Origin of the sequence: Micromonospora sp. NPDC005205 (genome assembly GCF_040608275.1) — a bacterium.
Taxonomy (GTDB): Bacteria; Actinomycetota; Actinomycetes; order Mycobacteriales; family Micromonosporaceae; genus Micromonospora.
The window spans coordinates 97,018-113,146 of the sequence record NZ_JBEXHV010000021.1; the positions used below are offsets into that span (position 1 = coordinate 97,018).

Below are 16,129 nucleotides of genomic sequence, written 5' to 3' on the forward strand. Positions count from 1 at the left end.
GGGTCCGTGGCACTGTGGTGCCATGTGGCGCGGTGAGGACGTGATGGTCGACGAGCACCTGCGGGAGCTGGCCGCCCGGTTGCAGGGGCCGGCGCGACTCAAGTCCGACCTGCTGACCGAGGCCCGACACGGGTTGCTGGACGCCGTGGAGGCGTACCGCGAGAGCGGGGTGCCACCCACCGAGGCGCAGCGCAGGGCGGTGGCTGAGTTCGGCTCACCGGCGCAGGTGCTCCCGTCCTGGCAGGCCGAGCTGGCGGTGGGCGCCCTGCGTGGGCTCTCCCTGCGGATGCTGGCGGTCGCCGGTGTGGGGGTGGCCGCCGGCGATCTGACCTGGCGCGGGGCGAGCTGGAGCGACGGCCCCCGCCCGCCCGCCGGCTACCTGCTGCTCTCCAACTCGGTCGACTGGATCTGGATGAGCACGCTGCTGCTCGCGGTGGCCGGCCTGCTGGTGGTCCGGGCGAGCGCACGGGCACCCCGGCCGGGCCTGGCTCTGGCCCAGCGTGCCGTGGGCACCGGCCTGACCGGCGTCCTGATCCTCGGCATGGTGGCCGGCGGTGCCCTCTTCACCTGGTCGTTGAACCTCTGGGACGCGGCGCTGCACTGGCCCCCGATGATCATCGGAGCGGTGTTGGTGGGAGGCGCCTACTTCTCGCTCACCCGCGCGGCGCGGGGCTGGCTGCTGGCCACCACCCGCTGATCACCGGCCGGCGCGAACGGGCCAGCCCGGAGGGGGCGCTTCAGCAGTGGGCGCGTCAGGCCGGGGTGGGCGGGCTGCCGGAATCGAGGAACCGGCCGACGGTCAGTTGGAACTCGCGCCAACCGGCCCGCTCCCCGGCCAGCGCCCGCCGGCCGGAGTCGGTGAGCTGGTACGTCCGCCGTTCCCGGCCGCTGACAGTGCTCCAGGTGCTCGCCACGTGACCGGCGCGTTCCAGGCGACGGAGCGCCGGATAGATGGTGCCGGTGGGTAGATCCAGACTGCCGTCACTGCGGGCGCGCAGCGCCTCGATGATCGCGTAGCCGTGCAGCGCGCCCTGTTCGAGCACGGCGAGCAGCAGAGCATCGAGGTGGCCGTGCAGCTCCTGGGCCTTCATGCGTAGCTACGCTACTTGTCGAATCGTCACTTCGCCAGCGACGACGACCAGCAGGTCGGACCCGTGCCCCAACCGGCCACCGGGGTGCGGGCACCGGTCACCCAGGGCCGCCGACTAGGGTATGTGCCCAGAGTCACTCGCCGGTCAGAGACCCCGGTGGGTGGGCAACCCGAAGCACACGGAGGTCAGCGTGGCCCGCCAGTCGCCCCAACGGCCCGACGCCGACGAGCCCGAGCTCGACGACACCACCGGCGTGGCCGAGCCAGACGAGGTCGAGACCGACCGACCGTCGGCATCGATCGACCGTTCACTCTGGGACGAGCTGCGCATCGACCCAGTGGAGATCGCCCTGCCCGCCGGTACCGGCTTCACGCTCCGGGCGTACCGACCGGCCAGCTCGCTGACTCCGACCGACGTGACCGAGCGCGACCAGGACGACCCGTTCCTCGCCCGCCGCCAGGCGATCGAGGAGGAGGACGAGGACGACGAGACCGTCGTCATCCTCGACGAGGAACTGGCCCAGGAGTTCGCCGACGAGGACGACGAGTCGACGCGCCGCCGGGACGGCGCCGCCACCGACACCGGGACCGACGAGGAGTCGGACGAGGCAGTCGCGGACGAGGCGGACGACGAGGAGGTGCCGGTCTTCCTCAGCAACCGGGGCAAGCTGCTGCTGTTCAAGACCCCCGAGTCGCTTGTCAGTTTCATCCGATCCGGTGCGCCAAACGATCTGTCCCAACTGGACAGCTGGAATGAATTGTCCGAACGGGTGGAGCCGGCAGATATCGCTCCGCTGGACGAGGACACCTACGAGCTCGACCTGGTCGTGGAGAACCTGCGCGGCGGGCACGACACGTGGGATTCGACCCTGCTGATCGAGGCGGGCGAGGCCGCGCGTGACCTCTCGTACGCATTGCGGCTGCCTGCGGTACTCGACATGCTCTCGGCCGGCTCCAGCCTCGACGACCTGGACGAGGCTCTGCGTGGCACCGCCAACGGCGGGATCGGCGCGTTCATGGCTCGGCGACGGCTGAAGAAGATCGGGGCGCAGACCGCAAGTTTGGGTTGGCGCACCATTGTCGGCAAGATCTCTGCGGTGGTGGACTGGCGCGACTGACCCGTACCGGGGAGCATCAGTTGCTGGCAGAGGAAAGACCTGTCCCGGGAGGAGGACGACGCCGTGGCGCTCGTGCGCGTTTACTGCGGTCTGGCCTCGGCGGATCCAGCTGACCGACCGGCCTCCGCCGGTTCGACGCTGACGTCCGCTGTGGTCGACGACGCAGGCCGTCTGCTGCATGTCTGCGAGATCAGCGATGACGCCGCTGGCTACGCCCAGCTCGTCGCGCTGCTCGTGGAGCGGTCGGGCGGGCCGAGCGGTGCGGCCATCGCCGCCGACAGCGACGACCACACGGTCACGTCGCTGCTGAGCGCGGCGGGGCGACCCCTGGCGATCGCTGACGACGACTCGGTGGACGACTTCGCCGAGCGCTTCGCCGACGACGACTCCCTTGAGGAGATGCAGTCGCCTCCGGCCGAACGACGGGCGGTCGGCCTCGCCCGCGCATTGCAGGCGGGGGCGCTCTCCGCCGTCACCCTGCCGGCGCCCCGGGACCTCGCCGGATACAAGCAGGTGCTCTCCGCGCACGCCGCGCTGGCCAGTGGCCGGCACTCCGCCGCCGTGGCGCTGCGTGAGGTTCTGCGTGAGCTCTACCCGGCGGCCCTGCGCGCCTACCCGGACCCGGCCGAGCCGGTCTCTCTGGCAGTGCTGGACGCGCTGCCCGAGCCCGGCATGCTCGGCGGCACAGTGGCCCGGGGCCGCGAGGTGTCGGTCGCGGCGGATGCCATCGCCGCGCACCTCGCCGCGGACGGGGTCGCCGATGCCGAGGAGATCAACGAGGCGGTCACCGCCCTGCGGGTCGCCATCTCCGAGACACCCCGACGGGCCGCGGTCAACCGGGCGCTCACGTCCGCGGTGGCCGAGACGGTCCGCCAGGCCGTCGCCTCCGTACGAGCCTGCGACGCCGGGTGTGAGGCGCTGGTCAGCGCGCTCAGCTCGCGGGTCAGCACGCCGGTCCAGGCGCCCGGCCGCCGGGCTGCGGCCCGCCGCGGCGAGTCCGTCGGCGAGTTGACCGGCCTGGCCGGCACCAACGCCGGGTTGACGGGCCTCGCCGGCACCAACGCCGGGTTGCGGTCGGTGCGACCCACCCCGCCCGCCGCCGACCCGGCAGCCGCTGTCGGGCGGCGCAGCCGTCCAGAGCCGATCCCCGGCAACGCGCCGTTGGCGTCGCCCCGCCCGCTCGGGCCGCCGCCGGTCGCACCCGCGCCGGTCACGCCGCCGCCGGTCGCACCCGCGCCGATGACTCCGGCGGCGATGGCCGGTCCGCCGCCGTCCACGCTGCCCAGTCGCAGCGAGCCGCTTCCGAGCCGGATCGACGGCCCGACCAACCGGCCCGTCTCCGCGCCTCCGCCTCCGCCGCCCGGGATCACCCCGATCGCGCCGGCGCAGCGGGGCATGGTGCCGCCGGCCGAGGCCGGTGAGCCGTTCCGGCCGACGCTGACCACTGCCGCCATCAACAACGCGCGGGCCGAGCGGCAGCGGACGGTCATTCCGCCCCGCCCCAAGACCAACGGTGAGCCCCGGCCGAGCCACCTGCAACGCCCGGTCGACGAGCCACCCACCGGCGGGTTCAGCGCCACCGATCTCAGCATTCCGGTGCCGACCCCCCGACCGGGGCAGGAGGCCGCACCGCCCGGCTCCCGTGCGAACTGGCCGCTGGTCAACAACCCGGAGGACCCGTCCGACAGCTCACCGAACAACCCGGTGGCCTACTCGTACGGCGGCAGCCGCGGTGTCGAAGCCCCGACCGACCCGGGTCGGGCCGACGGTCGGGTCACCCCGCCGTGGTTGGCGGACGACCTGCCGCCGGAGCCGCCGATGCTGCGGCTGGTGGAACCGCCGCCGCTGGCCGACCGTGCGCTGCGCGAGGGGCTCAACCCTCCCCCGGACCAGCACCTGGAGACGCCGCCGCTGCGCCTGGTCGACCGCGAGCAGGCCGCTCGCAACGGTCGGGCGGCCGCCCGCACCGAGCGCGCCGCCGAGCACCGGCCGTCGCCCCCGGTCGAGCACCGGCCACCGCCCATGGAGCACCGGCCGCCGCCGGTCGCCGACGAGGGCGACGGGGATCTTCTGATCTTCGCGCAGGCCAAGTCGGCCTGGTTCGTCGGGCAGGCCGAGGAGTCCGACCTGGAATGGTCGACCACCGCCGACACCGGCTGGCAGGCCGCGGAGCAGGCCGCCCGCCCAGCGGTGGGCGCCGAGACCAACGCCGGGCTGCCGAAGCGCGTGCCGCAGGCCAACCTGGTGCCGGGTTCGCCGCTGCGCGAGGAGCGCCCATTGCGCATAGTGCGTGATGCGGCAAGCCTCGCGGAGAACACCACCGGCTACTTCCGGGGCTGGCGTCGCGGCCAGGAGATCGGCGGTTTCGCAGTGGGTGGTCGGCCCGGCCGCGAGGCGGCCGGCGGTTGGGACTTCAGCCGCGACCACGGGGACCGCGACGACGACCGGGAGTACGAGTACCGCTCGGCGGGCTACCAGTCCTGACCGACCCCCCTTCGCACACGCGGAAACGCCCCCAGCCGGCTGGCTGGGGGCGTTTCTGCCTGTGCGGGGCGGATCTCCCCGGGCACGCAAAAGCCGCCTCGTGAGGACGGTGGGTGGCCGGGGCCCCGGAAAGGGGCTGACGGCTTCCAGGATCGTCAGGAGGCGGCTCGGCGGCGCGCTGGCTCGTCCGAGCGACGAGCCAGCGCGGGGGCACTCACCCGGGCAGCTGGCAGCGCCCGATGGCGGCCGGAGCCACCACCGGGGCGTGCAGCGTCCCGGATCAGGCCGGGGCGACGGCGCGCGTACGGCGCATGGTCAGCACGTACTCGACCAGCGAGATCAGCACGTGCTTCGTCGACTCCCGGTTACGGGCGTCGCAGGCCACCACCGGCACGTCGCTCGAGATCGCCAAGGCGTCCCGGACGTCCTGCGGGTCGTGGTACTGCATCCCGTCGAAGCAGTTGATCGCCACCAGGTACGGCAGGCGTCGGTGCTCGAAGAAATCGATCGCCGCGAAGCAGTCGGCCAGCCGGCGAGTGTCCACCAGCACGACCGCACCGATCGCACCCCGCACCAGTTCGTCCCACATGAACCAGAAACGGGTCTGACCCGGCGTACCGAACAGGTACAGGATCAGGTCACGGTCGATCGAGATCCGGCCGAAGTCCATGGCCACCGTGGTCGTCGTCTTGCCCGGCACCTGCCGGGTGTCGTCGACGCCCACGCCAGCGGAGGTCATGATGGCCTCGGTGGTCAGCGGCGTGATCTCCGAGACCGAGCCGACCAGCGTCGTCTTACCGACGCCGAATCCACCGGCGATAACGATCTTCGCCGACGTCACGCGGCCGCTCGGGTTCGGCGGGCGGTGCGACATGTCAGAGCCTGCGAAGTCCACTCAGCACCCTCTCCAGCAGTTCAGTGCCCACCGCGTCGTCGGAGTCGTCCAAAATGGTCGGCTCGTGGACCGCGACCAGGCCGTCCGTCGCCATGTCGGCGATGAGCACCCGGGCCACACCGAGTGGGAGCTGCATCCGCGCCGCGATCTCCGCGAGCGATTGCACGCGACCGTCACACAGCGCGGCGATGTACTGGTGTTCGCGGCCACCACCGTTGCCATTGGCAGCGGTACGGCCGCGCACCGTCGTCTCGACGAGCGCCTCCAGCGCGATGTCGAGCCGGGGACGGGTGCGACCACGGGTCACGGCGTATGGACGGACCAACGCTCCGGTTGGTTCGTCACGATCGGCCATCTCGCCGCTCACCTCCTTCGCACCCGTTACCGGCTCCCACCGGTGAAACCCGTCGTTGTCGTTGTTGAAGTCGTGCCGACCTCACGATCGGCGAGACGTCAGCCCAGCATGCCCGCAGCCGCACGCGGCTGCGGGGTCAGCGCGTCGCCCACCCGGTCGACCAGCAGCGCCATCTCGTAGCCAACCTGGCCCACGTCGGAGCTGCGGGCTGCCAGCACGGCGAAGGACGAGCCGTCGGAGATGGACATCAGGAACAGGAAGCCATTGTCCATCTCCACGACGGTCTGCAACACCGCGCCTCCCTCGAAGCAGCGTGCTGCCCCCTGGGTCAGGCTGACCAGACCCGATGAGATCGCGGCGAGCTGGTCTGCCCGGTCGCGCGGCAGATCCCGTGACGACGCGAGGAGTAGGCCGTCCGCCGATACGGCGACCGCATGCGCGACGCCGGGCACCCGGTCGGCGAAGTTGGCCAGCAGCCAACCAAGATCCTGCGTAGTTGTCATCCTTCTTGCTCCTTCTGCCCGCTCCCGGCCACCGGGCCTGAGCCAGACTGCGAGGATTGCCCTCCCGGAGTCGCCTCCGGGCTGGTCGGGTTGTCCGAGGTGCTACGCCCTCGCTGCACGCCCCGGTGGTAGGCGGAGAGCAGGCCACGAACCGCCTCCGGGGAGCGCCGCTGGACCGAGGTGGTGGGCTTCTCCACCGCACCAGGTACCAGCTGCGCCATCGGCTTGCGCTTCGGCAGACCGGTCGTGGTGGTCTCGCTCACCGGCGCCGCGCCGGCCGCCGCGGAGGCAGCACGCCAGCCGTCGTCGGCGGCGGTCTGCCAGCCGTTGCTCTGCGATTGGGGCCGGCGGTTCGGCAGGCTTTCGGCGAGGCTGGGGCGGGTGCCCTCGTTCGCTGTGGAGCCGTTGTCCCGCGGCGCTCCTCCGACCGTCGGAGTGTCTGCCATCGGTGTGTTACCTGTCGTCCCGGGTGGTGTCTTGTGGACTGCCCGACCGGTGGCCTCGACCGCGGCGAACTGCTGGGTCGCGGAGTCGCCGTTCGTCGCTGGCTGACCGCCGGCCGCGGTCTCCTCGGAGCCCGGGCGACGGGTACGGAACCAGGCCGACTCGAGCTCCCGGAAGATCGGCAGCTCCATCGTCTCATCCGCGTACCGCTGACGGTTCTGCGCCTGCGGCTGCTGCGGCGTCGGCCGAGTCTGCGGAGCCGGAGCCGGAGCCGGCGCTGCTGCCGGGGTCGGCGCAGGAGCCGGAGGCTGGGCTGCGGCCGGCTGCTCGCCGGGTCGCGGCACCCGCGGCAGCTCCGTTGTCATGTCCAGCGCGGCGGCGAGCCGCTCGGGCACCGGCGGGGTGGCCGTGTCCCGGTCGCTGCCCGGCACTGGCGGCCAGGCCGGCGGCGCCGGGGCGTTGGGTGCCTGCGCGGGCGGGGCGGACCGGGGCGCGAAGCCGCTGAACGACTGGCTGGAAGCCGGCGGCGCCGAGTACGGCTGGTTCGCGTACGGCTGACCGGACGCCGGCGAGGCCGAGACCGGCGACGCGGACACCGGCGGACCGGCGTACGGCTGACCGGAGGCCGGAGCGGCGGACACCGGCGCGCCGCCGTACGGCGCACCCGAGTAGGGCTGCCCGGAGTACGGCTGGCCGGAGGCCGGCGAGGCGGAGACCGGGGCACCGGAGTAGGGCTGCGCGGAGACCGGCGGCGCCGAGTACGGGTGCGCCTCGGGGCTGCTCGGCAGCTGACGCGGAATGGTCGGCTGCTGGTCGGTGGTCGGGGTCTCGTCCCCGCCCCGGCGCTGCGGCAGCGGGTCGATGCCGTGGCTGTTGGCCGACCGGGGGGTGAACCCGTCGCCGCCGTTGACGCCGTTCGTTCCGGCCGCGCCGGTCAGGTCGGACCAGGCCGGCATCGACCGGTACGCGCCGCCGTTGGCGGGGGTGCCGGCACCGTTGCGCGTCGCGGGGTCGAACGGGCGACCGCCCAGGGTGACCTGGTTGCCGGACTCGCTCGGCCGAGGACCGTTGCCCAGCGCGGGCAGCGCGCCGAAGACCGGCGCGGGCCCACCGGACTGCGGACCACCGAACTGGGGAGCACCGGACTGCGGACCACCGAACTGGTGAGTACCGGCCGCCGGCAGCGCCGGAGGCTGCTGCACCCGACCGGAGAGCGCCCGGGGCACCAGCACCGAGGTGGGCAGGCTCACTTCGGCGACAGTGCCGCGATCGCTGCCGGGACGCAGCTCGACCCGGACACCGTGCCGGGACGCCAGCCGGGCGACCACGACCAGGCCCATCATCCGGGACACGGCCACGTCCACCTGCGGCGGCGTCGCGAGCCGCTCGTTGAGGTCGTGCAACTGGTCGGCGCTGATGCCGATGCCGCGGTCCTCGACGTACAGCGAGGAGCGGTCGCCGACCCGGCGAGCCTCGACCATGACCTGCGAGTCGGGCGGGGAGAACGCGGTGGCGTTGTCGAACAGCTCCGCGACGAGGTGCACCAGGTCGTTGACCGCGTGCGCGGCGACCTCGATGTCACGGTCGATGACACCGAACTCGATCCGGGTGTAGTGCTCAACCTCGGACTGCGCGGCGCGCAGCACGTCGATGAGAGCGGCCGGCTCACGCTGCACACGGGTGGAGTCGGCACCGGCGAGCACCAGCAGGTTCTCGTCGTTACGGCGCATCCGGGTGGCCAGGTGGTCGAGCTGGAACAGCTCGGCCAGCCGGTCCGGGTCCTCCTCGCCGCGCTCCAGCCGGTCGAGGTGCCCGATGAGGCGGTCGACCAAGATCTGGGAACGACGGGCCAGGTTGACGAACATGGTCGCGACGGAGGCACGCAGTGCCGCCTGCTCGGCGGCCGTGCGGACGGCTTCCAGGTGGACGGCGTTGAACGCCTCGGTCACCTGGCCGAACTCGTCCCTGCTGCGCACCGGCAGTGGTTCGGCGATCTGGTTGGCCAGCTGCACCGGCGAGAGCTGCCCGACGACCTGCGGGTCGCGCAGACGGGCCACCGCCTGTGGCAGGCCGTACTGGGCCACGGAGAGCGCACCCTGCCGCAGCTCACGCAGTGAGCGGGCCATCGAGCGGGCCACCAGGTAGGCGAAGAGGATGGCCAGCAGCAGCATGCTGAGCAGCAGGCCGGTCTCCAGGAAGACCTGGCGCTGGACGTCCGAGCGGAGCGTGTCGGCCTGGTCGACCACTTCGCTGTCGAGCTTCACCTCGACGGTGCGGATCAGCTTGGCGTTGGCCGTCATGGCGGCTTCCCACTGGTCCGGGCCGAACGGCGCGCCGCGCATGTTGCCTGTGGTGTTGCCGTCGATCCAGCCGGTGTAGTTCTGTGCCTGCCGGCGGTCGCCGCCCGCGACCGTCTGGTCGTGGAACTTGGCGTCGTCCGGGGTGGCGACGGCCTTGAAGCTCTGCAGGGCCTGCTGCTGGCCGGTGTCACTGGCGACGTAGTCCCGACGCAGGGCCGGGGTCAGGCGCTGACCGCCCTTGACACCCAGCGCGCGGTGCACCACGACCCGGCGTGCGGCGAGGAACTCCTTCTCCCGGGCGACCGCCGCGGCGGCGCGCATCCGGTCGCTCAGCTGGTTGTCACCGGCGAGCTGTGTGGACGAGTCGCGGATGGCGAGCAGGTCACTGATCAGCCCCTCGTACGCCTGCACGGTCTCGGTGAGCGCGAGCTTGCCGTTGAACACCTGGCTGCGGACGCCCGACAGGTCCTGAAGGTTCTGGTCGATGCTGTCGAGCAGACCTTCCAGGCTGCTCGGCAGGTCCTCGACCTCGGCCCGCTGCTGCCGGTAGGGGGCCGCTGCCTGGTCCACCCGGGAGTTCACCCGGTTGTAGGCCTCCTGGTACTGCGCCGTCGGCTGCGTTCCGTCCGCACCCAGCAGCAGTACGGCGGCGGTCCGCTCGTCCTGGAGGGTGTCGACCAGATCACCTGAATAGCTCGACAGATTCGCCAGGTCGCCAGCTCGGTTGGCATTGTTGAGCGTCTCCACGTGGTCGATGAGACCACTGGTGCCCACCACGACCGTGGCGATGGTCGGCACGATCATGATGAGACCGAGCTTGGACCAGATCGGCATGTCCCGGAGCCGGCTGGCCGGCCGGCGCAGCCGCGACAGGAAGGAGCCCGCCGTCTTTGGCCGTTTGCTCACGTCACCGCCCTCGCGATTACAGCTTGAACGCGTTGCCCCGGGCAACGCCCAGCGACCGACCCGGCGGGTCGGACCCCCGAGATTCCATCACGCCGGTCGACAAGAAGAAAGCCCAGGTTGTCCCAGACCGAAGGTGTGATGAGATGTTGATGCGATTTGATAGCAGTCTGTCTGGCCGGAGTAACTGAAGGTAATGGAACATCCGCACCGTGTTGTCCTACTGGCCGGCCCATCGGGGTCCGGAAAGTCGTACATAGCGCAGCAAACCGGTTTGCCGGTGCTTTGCTTGGACGACTTCTACAAAGACGGCGATGACCCTACGTTGCCGAGACGAAACGGCCAGGTGGATTGGGAATCGCCGCACTCCTGGGACGCCCTCAGTGCGGTGGAAATCATTGCCCAACTTGCCCGTGAGGGCCGAGCCGATGTGCCGGTTTATGCGATCGGCGCTGATCGACGGGTGGCCACCCGGCCATTTGATGTCGCCGGATCGCCACTTTTCGTGGCCGAAGGGATCTTCGCCGCCGAGATCGTCGAGGAGTGCCGCCGCCGCGGCCTGCTCGCCGGGGCGTACGCGCTGCGACGCCCGCGCGGGGCCACCTTCCTGCGCCGACTCGCCCGCGACCTGTCCGAGCAGCGCAAGGCGCCCCGGGTGCTGATTCGGCGCGGGGTGACGCTGCTACGGGCCGAGCCCGCCGTGCTGCGCCGGCAGATGGGCCTCGGCGCGGAGGCGGCCCGGGCCCGGGAGGTGCTGCGCCGGGTGGCCGGGCTGCTCGCCGGCCACCCACATGGTTGAGCTCAGGCCAGCAACTTCGCGTACGCCGGCTTGATCACGTCATCGATGATCCGCAGCCGCTCGTCGAACGGGATGAATGCGCTCTTCATCGCGTTGATGGTGAACCACTGCAACTCCTTCCAGCCGTAGCCGAACGTCTCCACCAGCAGCGACATCTCCCGCGACATCGAGGTGCCGCTCATCAACCGGTTGTCGGTGTTGACGGTGGCCCGGAAGCGCAGGTCCCGCAGCAGGCCGATCGGGTGGTCCGCGATCGAGGCCACCGCGCCGGTCTGCACGTTCGACGAGGGGCACAGCTCCAGGGGGATCCGCTTGTCCCGGACGTACGCGGCCAGCCGGCCGAGTGAGCCGTCGGGGGCGATGTCGTCGACGATCCGCACCCCGTGGCCGAGCCGGTCGGCCCCGCACCACTGGATCGCCTGCCAGATCGACGGCAGACCGAACGCCTCGCCGGCGTGGATGGTGAAGTGGAAGTTCTCCCGTTGCAGGTATTCGAAGGCGTCCAGGTGCCGGGTGGGCGGAAAGCCCGCCTCGGCGCCCGCGATGTCGAAGCCGACCACCCCGGCATCCCGGTGCCGCACGGCCAACTCGGCGATCTCCTGCGAACGGGCGGCGTGCCGCATCGCGGTGAGCAGGGTGCCCACCCGGATGGTGAGGCCCGCCTCGACCGCCTGGGCGGTGCCCTCGGCGAACCCGGCCAGCACCGCCTCGACCACCTCGTCCAGGCTGAGGTCCCGTTCCAGGTGCTGCTCCGGGGCAAAACGCACCTCGGCGTAGACCACGCCGTCGGCGGCCAGGTCCAGGGCGCACTCGCGGGCCACCCGACGCAGCGCGGGCGCGGTCTGCATGACGGCCACGGTGTGCGCGAACGTCTCGAGGTAGCGCTCCAGGGAGCCGGAGTCCGCCGCGTCCGCGAACCAGCGTCCGAGCGCCTCCGGGTCGGTGGTGGGCAGTTCGTGGCCCACCTCGGCGGCCAGGTCGACGATCGTCGCCGGCCTCAGCCCACCGTCGAGGTGGTCGTGCAGCAGCGCCTTCGGGACCTTGACGATGTCCTCGTACCGGATAGTTGCGACCATGCTCAGACCCTAGTCAGCGGCCTTGGCGGACGGGTACGGGACCGGCCGGGCGTCACGGCCGCCAGCCGTACACCCGGTGCACGTCGAGGCGGATGACCAACCGCCCGTCGGCGACCATGGCGGCCCGGTAGTCCGCCCAGTCCGGGTGGTCACCGCGAATCCGGCGGTAGACCTCGACCAGTTCGTCGACCGTCTCGTCGGTGGTGGCCATGGCCGGCTCGCTGAGCCTCACGGCCCCCTCCGCGACCGCGTACGCGCCGCCGTCCGGCGTGGTGACGTGAAAGCTGGCGCGGGGATCGCGGCGCAGGTTGCGGACCTTCGCCCGGTCGCCGGTGGTGGAGCAGCGGAGCAACCCCGGCTCGGCCAGGTAGTCGAGGTTGGACAGCTGGGGCCGCCCGTCCCGGCGCACTGTGACCAGCACTCCGCGCCCCCGTTGACCGAACAGCTCCCACAGTCGGTCACCAGCGGCGGCGGTCGGCGCACCAGGCCGCTGAGGAAAATTAGTTGACATGTCATCGAATCTAAGGGCACATCGATGACATGTCAACAAAAGCGTTAGACTCGACGGATGGACGCACCCCGGTGGCTGGACGAACGGGAGGACCGCGCCTGGCGCGGCTACCGCCGGATGCGTCGACTGCTCGACCTGGAGCTGGCCCGGGAGCTGACCCAGGACGCCGGCCTCTCCGAGGCCGACTACGACGTGCTGTCCGACCTCTCCGAGACACCGCAGGGGCGACTGCGCCTACGGGAGCTGGCAGACCGGATGCTGTGGTCGCGCAGCCGGCTCTCCCACCACCTGACCCGGATGCAGCAGCGCGGCCTGGTGACCCGTGAGGAGTGCGCCGATGACGCCCGGGGCTCCGTCGTCGTCCTCACCCCCGCCGGGCGGCAGGCCATCGAGTCCGCCGCCCCCGGTCACGTGGCCGCCGTCCGCCGGCACCTGATCGACCTGCTCACCCCCGCCGAGGTCGACGCCCTCGGCGCGCTCACCCACCGCGTGGTCGACCAGCTCGGCGGGCCGGCGCCCCAGCCACGGCACGACGCGGAGGTCTGACGTGGACTCCCGCATACTCGCCCGGCTGCGCTGCCCGGTCTGTGGCGAGCCGCTCGAGCAGGCCACCTACACGAGGGCGCTGCGCTGCCCACGCCGGCACAGCTTCGACATCGCCCGCCAGGGCTACGTCAACCTGCTCACCGGTCGATCCCCGCACGTCGGCGACACCCCCGAGATGGTCGCGGCCCGCGCGGACTTCCAGGCCACCGGGCACTACGACGTCATCTCGGCCGCCCTCGCCGCCGCCGCGATGGACGCCGTCGGCCGTCTCGGCGACACGGACGCCCCGCAGCCGGAATCCGCTGCGGCAGAGGTACAACCGCCCGACTTCGGGGCGTACCCCCTGGTGGTGGACGCCGGCGCCGGCACCGGCCGGTACCTCGGCGCGGTGCTGGCGGCGCTGCCGGACGCCGTGGGTCTGGCCCTGGACGTGTCCAAGCCGGCGCTGCGCCGCGCGGCCCGCGCGCATCCCCGGGCCGCCGCCGCGCTCGCCGACACCTGGCAGCGACTGCCGCTCGCGGACGCCTCGACCGCCGTGCTGCTGAACGTGTTCGCCCCGCGCAACGGCCCGGAGTTCCACCGGGTGCTCGACCCGGCCGGCACGTTGCTGGTGGTCACGCCCGACGCCGACCACCTCGCCGAGTTGGTGGACACCCTCGACCTGCTGCGGGTGGACCCGGACAAGGCCGACCGGGTGGCAGCCAGCCTGGGCGGGCACTTCACGCTGGTCAGCTCCGCAGTGCACCGGGCCGGGTTGGCGCTGACCCGGCCAGAGGTCGCCACAGTGGTCGGCATGGGCCCCAGCGCCTGGCACACCGACGCAGCCGCACTCACCACCCGACTGGCCGCGCTACCCGAACCGGTCCGGGTCACGGTGGCGGTCCGGCTCGACGTCCTGCGACCTCGCTGACCTCAGGTGGAGAGGTCGACCTCTTCCCAGCCGGGCGGCTCGTCGTGGTACGGCCCGCGCAGGATCACCGCCCACTCCAGCGCCCAACGCCGCTGCCCGATCGCGTTCGCGTCGACCAGGCCGGGTGCCCGCCGGCCGCCGCGCTCGGTCTCCAGGTACGCCCAGTCCAGGCAGTAGTGCAGGTCGAGCAGGGCTGCCGCGTCGGCCGGGTGCTGTGGCGCCGTGAGGATCCGGGAGCGCCAGTGCGAAAAGGTCTCCCCGTCGACGATGTGCGGCAGCCGCTCGACCAGCCGCTCGTCGACGGCCAGCGTCGGGTCGAGCTGCTTGCTCAACCCGAGCACCCAGGCCAGCGCGAAGAGCGCGTCGTGGTGCAGCACGAACGACCGGTGGTCGCCCTTGCCGCCCATCACGAACTGCCACTCCGGCGGGGTGACCATGTCGACCAGGTGCGAGCCGAGCAGCCAGCTCATCGCGGCCTGCGGGGGCATCCCGAAACAGCGGGCCAGGATCAGGTGCAGCACAGCGATCCGCGCCTCGATCTCCACGGTCGGGCGCAGGTCGATCTGGTCACCCGGCTCCCAGACGAGGGGAAACTGGGCCGGCGGCAACGGCAGGCCGAGCCTGGACAGCTCGTCCAGGCTCGCCTCGCGCACCTCACGGGGGTCGGGGGCAGCAACGCTCACGGCGGATCTTCCTGTCTGCTCGCGCCGGCGCAAGGCCGGTTGTCCCCCCTTGGCCTGCGACAATAGCGCTCCCACGTGACCGGCACCACGCCAGGGCGACGCCGGATCGATCAGCCGACGCGTTCGATGACCAACGACGTCGCCGCCGGGGCCGTCGGCGCGATCCGCACCGCGTTCGCGGCCTCGGTCAGCGCGGCCGGAATCCGCGTCGCGTCGTCGGCACGCAGCTCGTAGAGCGGATCACCGGCCCGCACCTCGTCACCCGGCCGCTTGTGCAAGACCACACCGGCCGGCACGCTGACCGGGTCCTCCTTGCGCGCCCGGCCCGCGCCGAGCCGCCACGCCGCAACCCCCATGGCGTACGCGTCGATGGCCGCGACGTACCCGTCCCGCTCCGCGCGGACCACCTCCACCTCGGCTGCCGCCGGCATCGGCGCGTCCGGATCGCCGCCCTGCGCCCGGATCATCGCCCGCCAGGAGTCCATGGCCCGGCCGTCGCGCAGCGCCGCGGCCGGATCGGCGTCCGGCAGACCGGCGGCGTCGAGCATCTCCCGGGCCAGTGCGAGGGTCAGCTCCACCACGTCGGCCGGTCCCCCACCGGCCAGCACCTCGACCGACTCGGTCACCTCGACCGCGTTGCCGATCGCCAGGCCGAGCGGGGTGGACATGTCGGTGAGCAGGGCGACCGTCCGCACCCCGTGCGCGCCGCCCAGCTCGACCATGGTGCGCGCCAACTCGCGGGCCTGGTCGACGGACTTCATGAAGGCGCCCGAGCCGACCTTGACGTCGAGGACCAGCGCCCCGGTGCCCTCGGCGATCTTCTTGCTCATGATCGAGCTGGCGATCAACGGGATCGCCTCCACGGTGCCGGTCACGTCCCGCAACGCGTACAGCTTGCGGTCGGCGGGGGCGAGCCCGGCACCGGCCGCGCAGATCACCGCACCGACCTCGTCCAGCTGGGCGATGAACTCGTCGTTGCTCACCGTGGCCCGCCAGCCCGGGATGGACTCCAACTTGTCCAGCGTGCCGCCGGTGTGCCCGAGACCCCGGCCGCTCAGCTGCGGCACGGCCGCGCCGCACGCCGCCACCAGCGGGGTGAGCGGCAGAGTGATCTTGTCGCCGACGCCGCCGGTGGAGTGCTTGTCGACCGTCGGCCGGCGTACCGCCGACAGGTCCAACCGCTCACCACTGGCGATCATCGCGGCGGTCCACCGAGCGATCTCCGGCCCGGTCATGCCGTTGAGCAGGATCGCCATCGCCAGCGCCGACATCTGCTCGTCGGCGACAACCCCCCGGGTGTACGCGTCGACCACCCAGTCGATCTGCGCGTCCGACAGCACACCGCCGCCCCGCTTCACCCGAATAACGTCAACAGCAGCAAAACTACTCATCAAATGATCTTCCTAGTCCTTTGGTGGAACCGACGCACGGCCTTGCCCACGCGGGGCGGGGGGCCGACCGTGCCCGGCGGAGGGATCAAGCCTGACCGCCCGGAGCCGGGCACGGTCGGCC

The 16,129-nt window shown here is 72.1% G+C and carries 15 protein-coding genes; 6 read left to right on the forward strand and 9 right to left on the reverse strand.

The features are described 5' to 3' along the window. The first annotated feature begins 22 nt into the window (after window positions 1–22). Window positions 23–697: a permease prefix domain 1-containing protein gene (locus tag ABZU43_RS28410; protein WP_355009498.1), complete on the forward strand. Its 675-nt coding sequence runs from the start codon at window positions 23–25 to the stop codon at window positions 695–697. Window positions 698–752: 55 nt separating this feature from the next. Here ABZU43_RS28410 and ABZU43_RS28415 read toward each other — a convergent pair whose 3' ends face one another. After that, the gene (locus ABZU43_RS28415) at window positions 753–1,091 is read right to left on the reverse strand and encodes a helix-turn-helix transcriptional regulator (protein ID WP_355009499.1); all 339 of its coding nucleotides are present in this window, start codon (window positions 1,089–1,091) and stop codon (window positions 753–755) included. A 160-nt stretch (window positions 1,092–1,251) separates the two neighbouring features. On the opposite strand from ABZU43_RS28415, the gene ABZU43_RS28420 reads away from it, so the two are divergent. Further along, complete coding sequence (locus ABZU43_RS28420) at window positions 1,252–2,208, forward strand: DNA primase (protein ID WP_355009500.1); 957 nt, start codon at window positions 1,252–1,254, stop codon at window positions 2,206–2,208. A gap of 39 nt (window positions 2,209–2,247) precedes the next feature. Continuing rightward, window positions 2,248–4,692 carry a transposase gene (locus ABZU43_RS28425; RefSeq protein ID WP_355009515.1) on the forward strand — a complete coding sequence of 815 codons (2,445 nt, stop codon included), beginning with the start codon at window positions 2,248–2,250 and terminating at the stop codon, window positions 4,690–4,692. A gap of 280 nt (window positions 4,693–4,972) precedes the next feature. Here the strand turns inward: ABZU43_RS28425 and ABZU43_RS28430 are convergent, their stop codons facing one another. The 4 genes from ABZU43_RS28430 to ABZU43_RS28445 all read right to left on the reverse strand — a co-directional run bounded on the left by ABZU43_RS28430 (window position 4,973) and on the right by ABZU43_RS28445 (window position 10,095). After that, the gene (locus tag ABZU43_RS28430; protein ID WP_007455465.1) at window positions 4,973–5,566 is read right to left on the reverse strand and encodes an ATP/GTP-binding protein; all 594 of its coding nucleotides are present in this window, start codon (window positions 5,564–5,566) and stop codon (window positions 4,973–4,975) included. A 1-nt stretch (window position 5,567) separates the two neighbouring features. Beyond that, window positions 5,568–5,942, reverse strand: a complete 375-nt coding sequence (locus ABZU43_RS28435; RefSeq protein ID WP_124820399.1) for a DUF742 domain-containing protein — start codon at window positions 5,940–5,942, stop codon at window positions 5,568–5,570. Window positions 5,943–6,040: 98 nt separating this feature from the next. After that, on the reverse strand, window positions 6,041–6,445 hold the full coding sequence (locus tag ABZU43_RS28440) for a roadblock/LC7 domain-containing protein (RefSeq protein ID WP_030329023.1): 405 nt from the start codon (window positions 6,443–6,445) through the stop codon (window positions 6,041–6,043). Then, window positions 6,442–10,095, reverse strand: coding sequence for a nitrate- and nitrite sensing domain-containing protein (locus tag ABZU43_RS28445; RefSeq protein ID WP_355009501.1), 3,654 nt, complete (start codon window positions 10,093–10,095; stop codon window positions 6,442–6,444). Before ABZU43_RS28445 ends, ABZU43_RS28440 begins: the two co-directional genes overlap by 4 nt. Before the next feature lie 502 nt (window positions 10,096–10,597). Between ABZU43_RS28445 and ABZU43_RS28450 the strand changes: the two genes are divergently transcribed. Beyond that, on the forward strand, window positions 10,598–10,891 hold the full coding sequence (locus ABZU43_RS28450; RefSeq protein ID WP_238690831.1) for a hypothetical protein: 294 nt from the start codon (window positions 10,598–10,600) through the stop codon (window positions 10,889–10,891). Between the two features lie 2 nt (window positions 10,892–10,893). Here ABZU43_RS28450 and ABZU43_RS28455 read toward each other — a convergent pair whose 3' ends face one another. Continuing rightward, on the reverse strand, window positions 10,894–11,967 hold the full coding sequence (locus ABZU43_RS28455; protein ID WP_238680481.1) for an adenosine deaminase: 1,074 nt from the start codon (window positions 11,965–11,967) through the stop codon (window positions 10,894–10,896). Between the two features lie 52 nt (window positions 11,968–12,019). Next, window positions 12,020–12,478, reverse strand: coding sequence for a PPOX class F420-dependent oxidoreductase (locus ABZU43_RS28460; RefSeq protein ID WP_355009502.1), 459 nt, complete (start codon window positions 12,476–12,478; stop codon window positions 12,020–12,022). Between the two features lie 57 nt (window positions 12,479–12,535). Between ABZU43_RS28460 and ABZU43_RS28465 the strand changes: the two genes are divergently transcribed. Then, on the forward strand, window positions 12,536–13,024 hold the full coding sequence (locus ABZU43_RS28465) for a MarR family transcriptional regulator (protein ID WP_355009503.1): 489 nt from the start codon (window positions 12,536–12,538) through the stop codon (window positions 13,022–13,024). A gap of 1 nt (window position 13,025) precedes the next feature. Further along, window positions 13,026–13,934 carry a putative RNA methyltransferase gene (locus ABZU43_RS28470; protein WP_355009504.1) on the forward strand — a complete coding sequence of 303 codons (909 nt, stop codon included), beginning with the start codon at window positions 13,026–13,028 and terminating at the stop codon, window positions 13,932–13,934. Between the two features lie 2 nt (window positions 13,935–13,936). Here the strand turns inward: ABZU43_RS28470 and ABZU43_RS28475 are convergent, their stop codons facing one another. Together ABZU43_RS28475 and ABZU43_RS28480 are read right to left on the reverse strand one after the other, a co-directional pair. Further along, complete coding sequence (locus tag ABZU43_RS28475; protein ID WP_355009505.1) at window positions 13,937–14,617, reverse strand: DUF4272 domain-containing protein; 681 nt, start codon at window positions 14,615–14,617, stop codon at window positions 13,937–13,939. Window positions 14,618–14,727: 110 nt separating this feature from the next. Next, window positions 14,728–16,008 (reverse strand): thymidine phosphorylase, encoded by a 1,281-nt coding sequence (locus ABZU43_RS28480; RefSeq protein ID WP_355009506.1) that lies wholly within the window; start codon window positions 16,006–16,008, stop codon window positions 14,728–14,730. Window positions 16,009–16,129 lie beyond the last annotated feature (121 nt).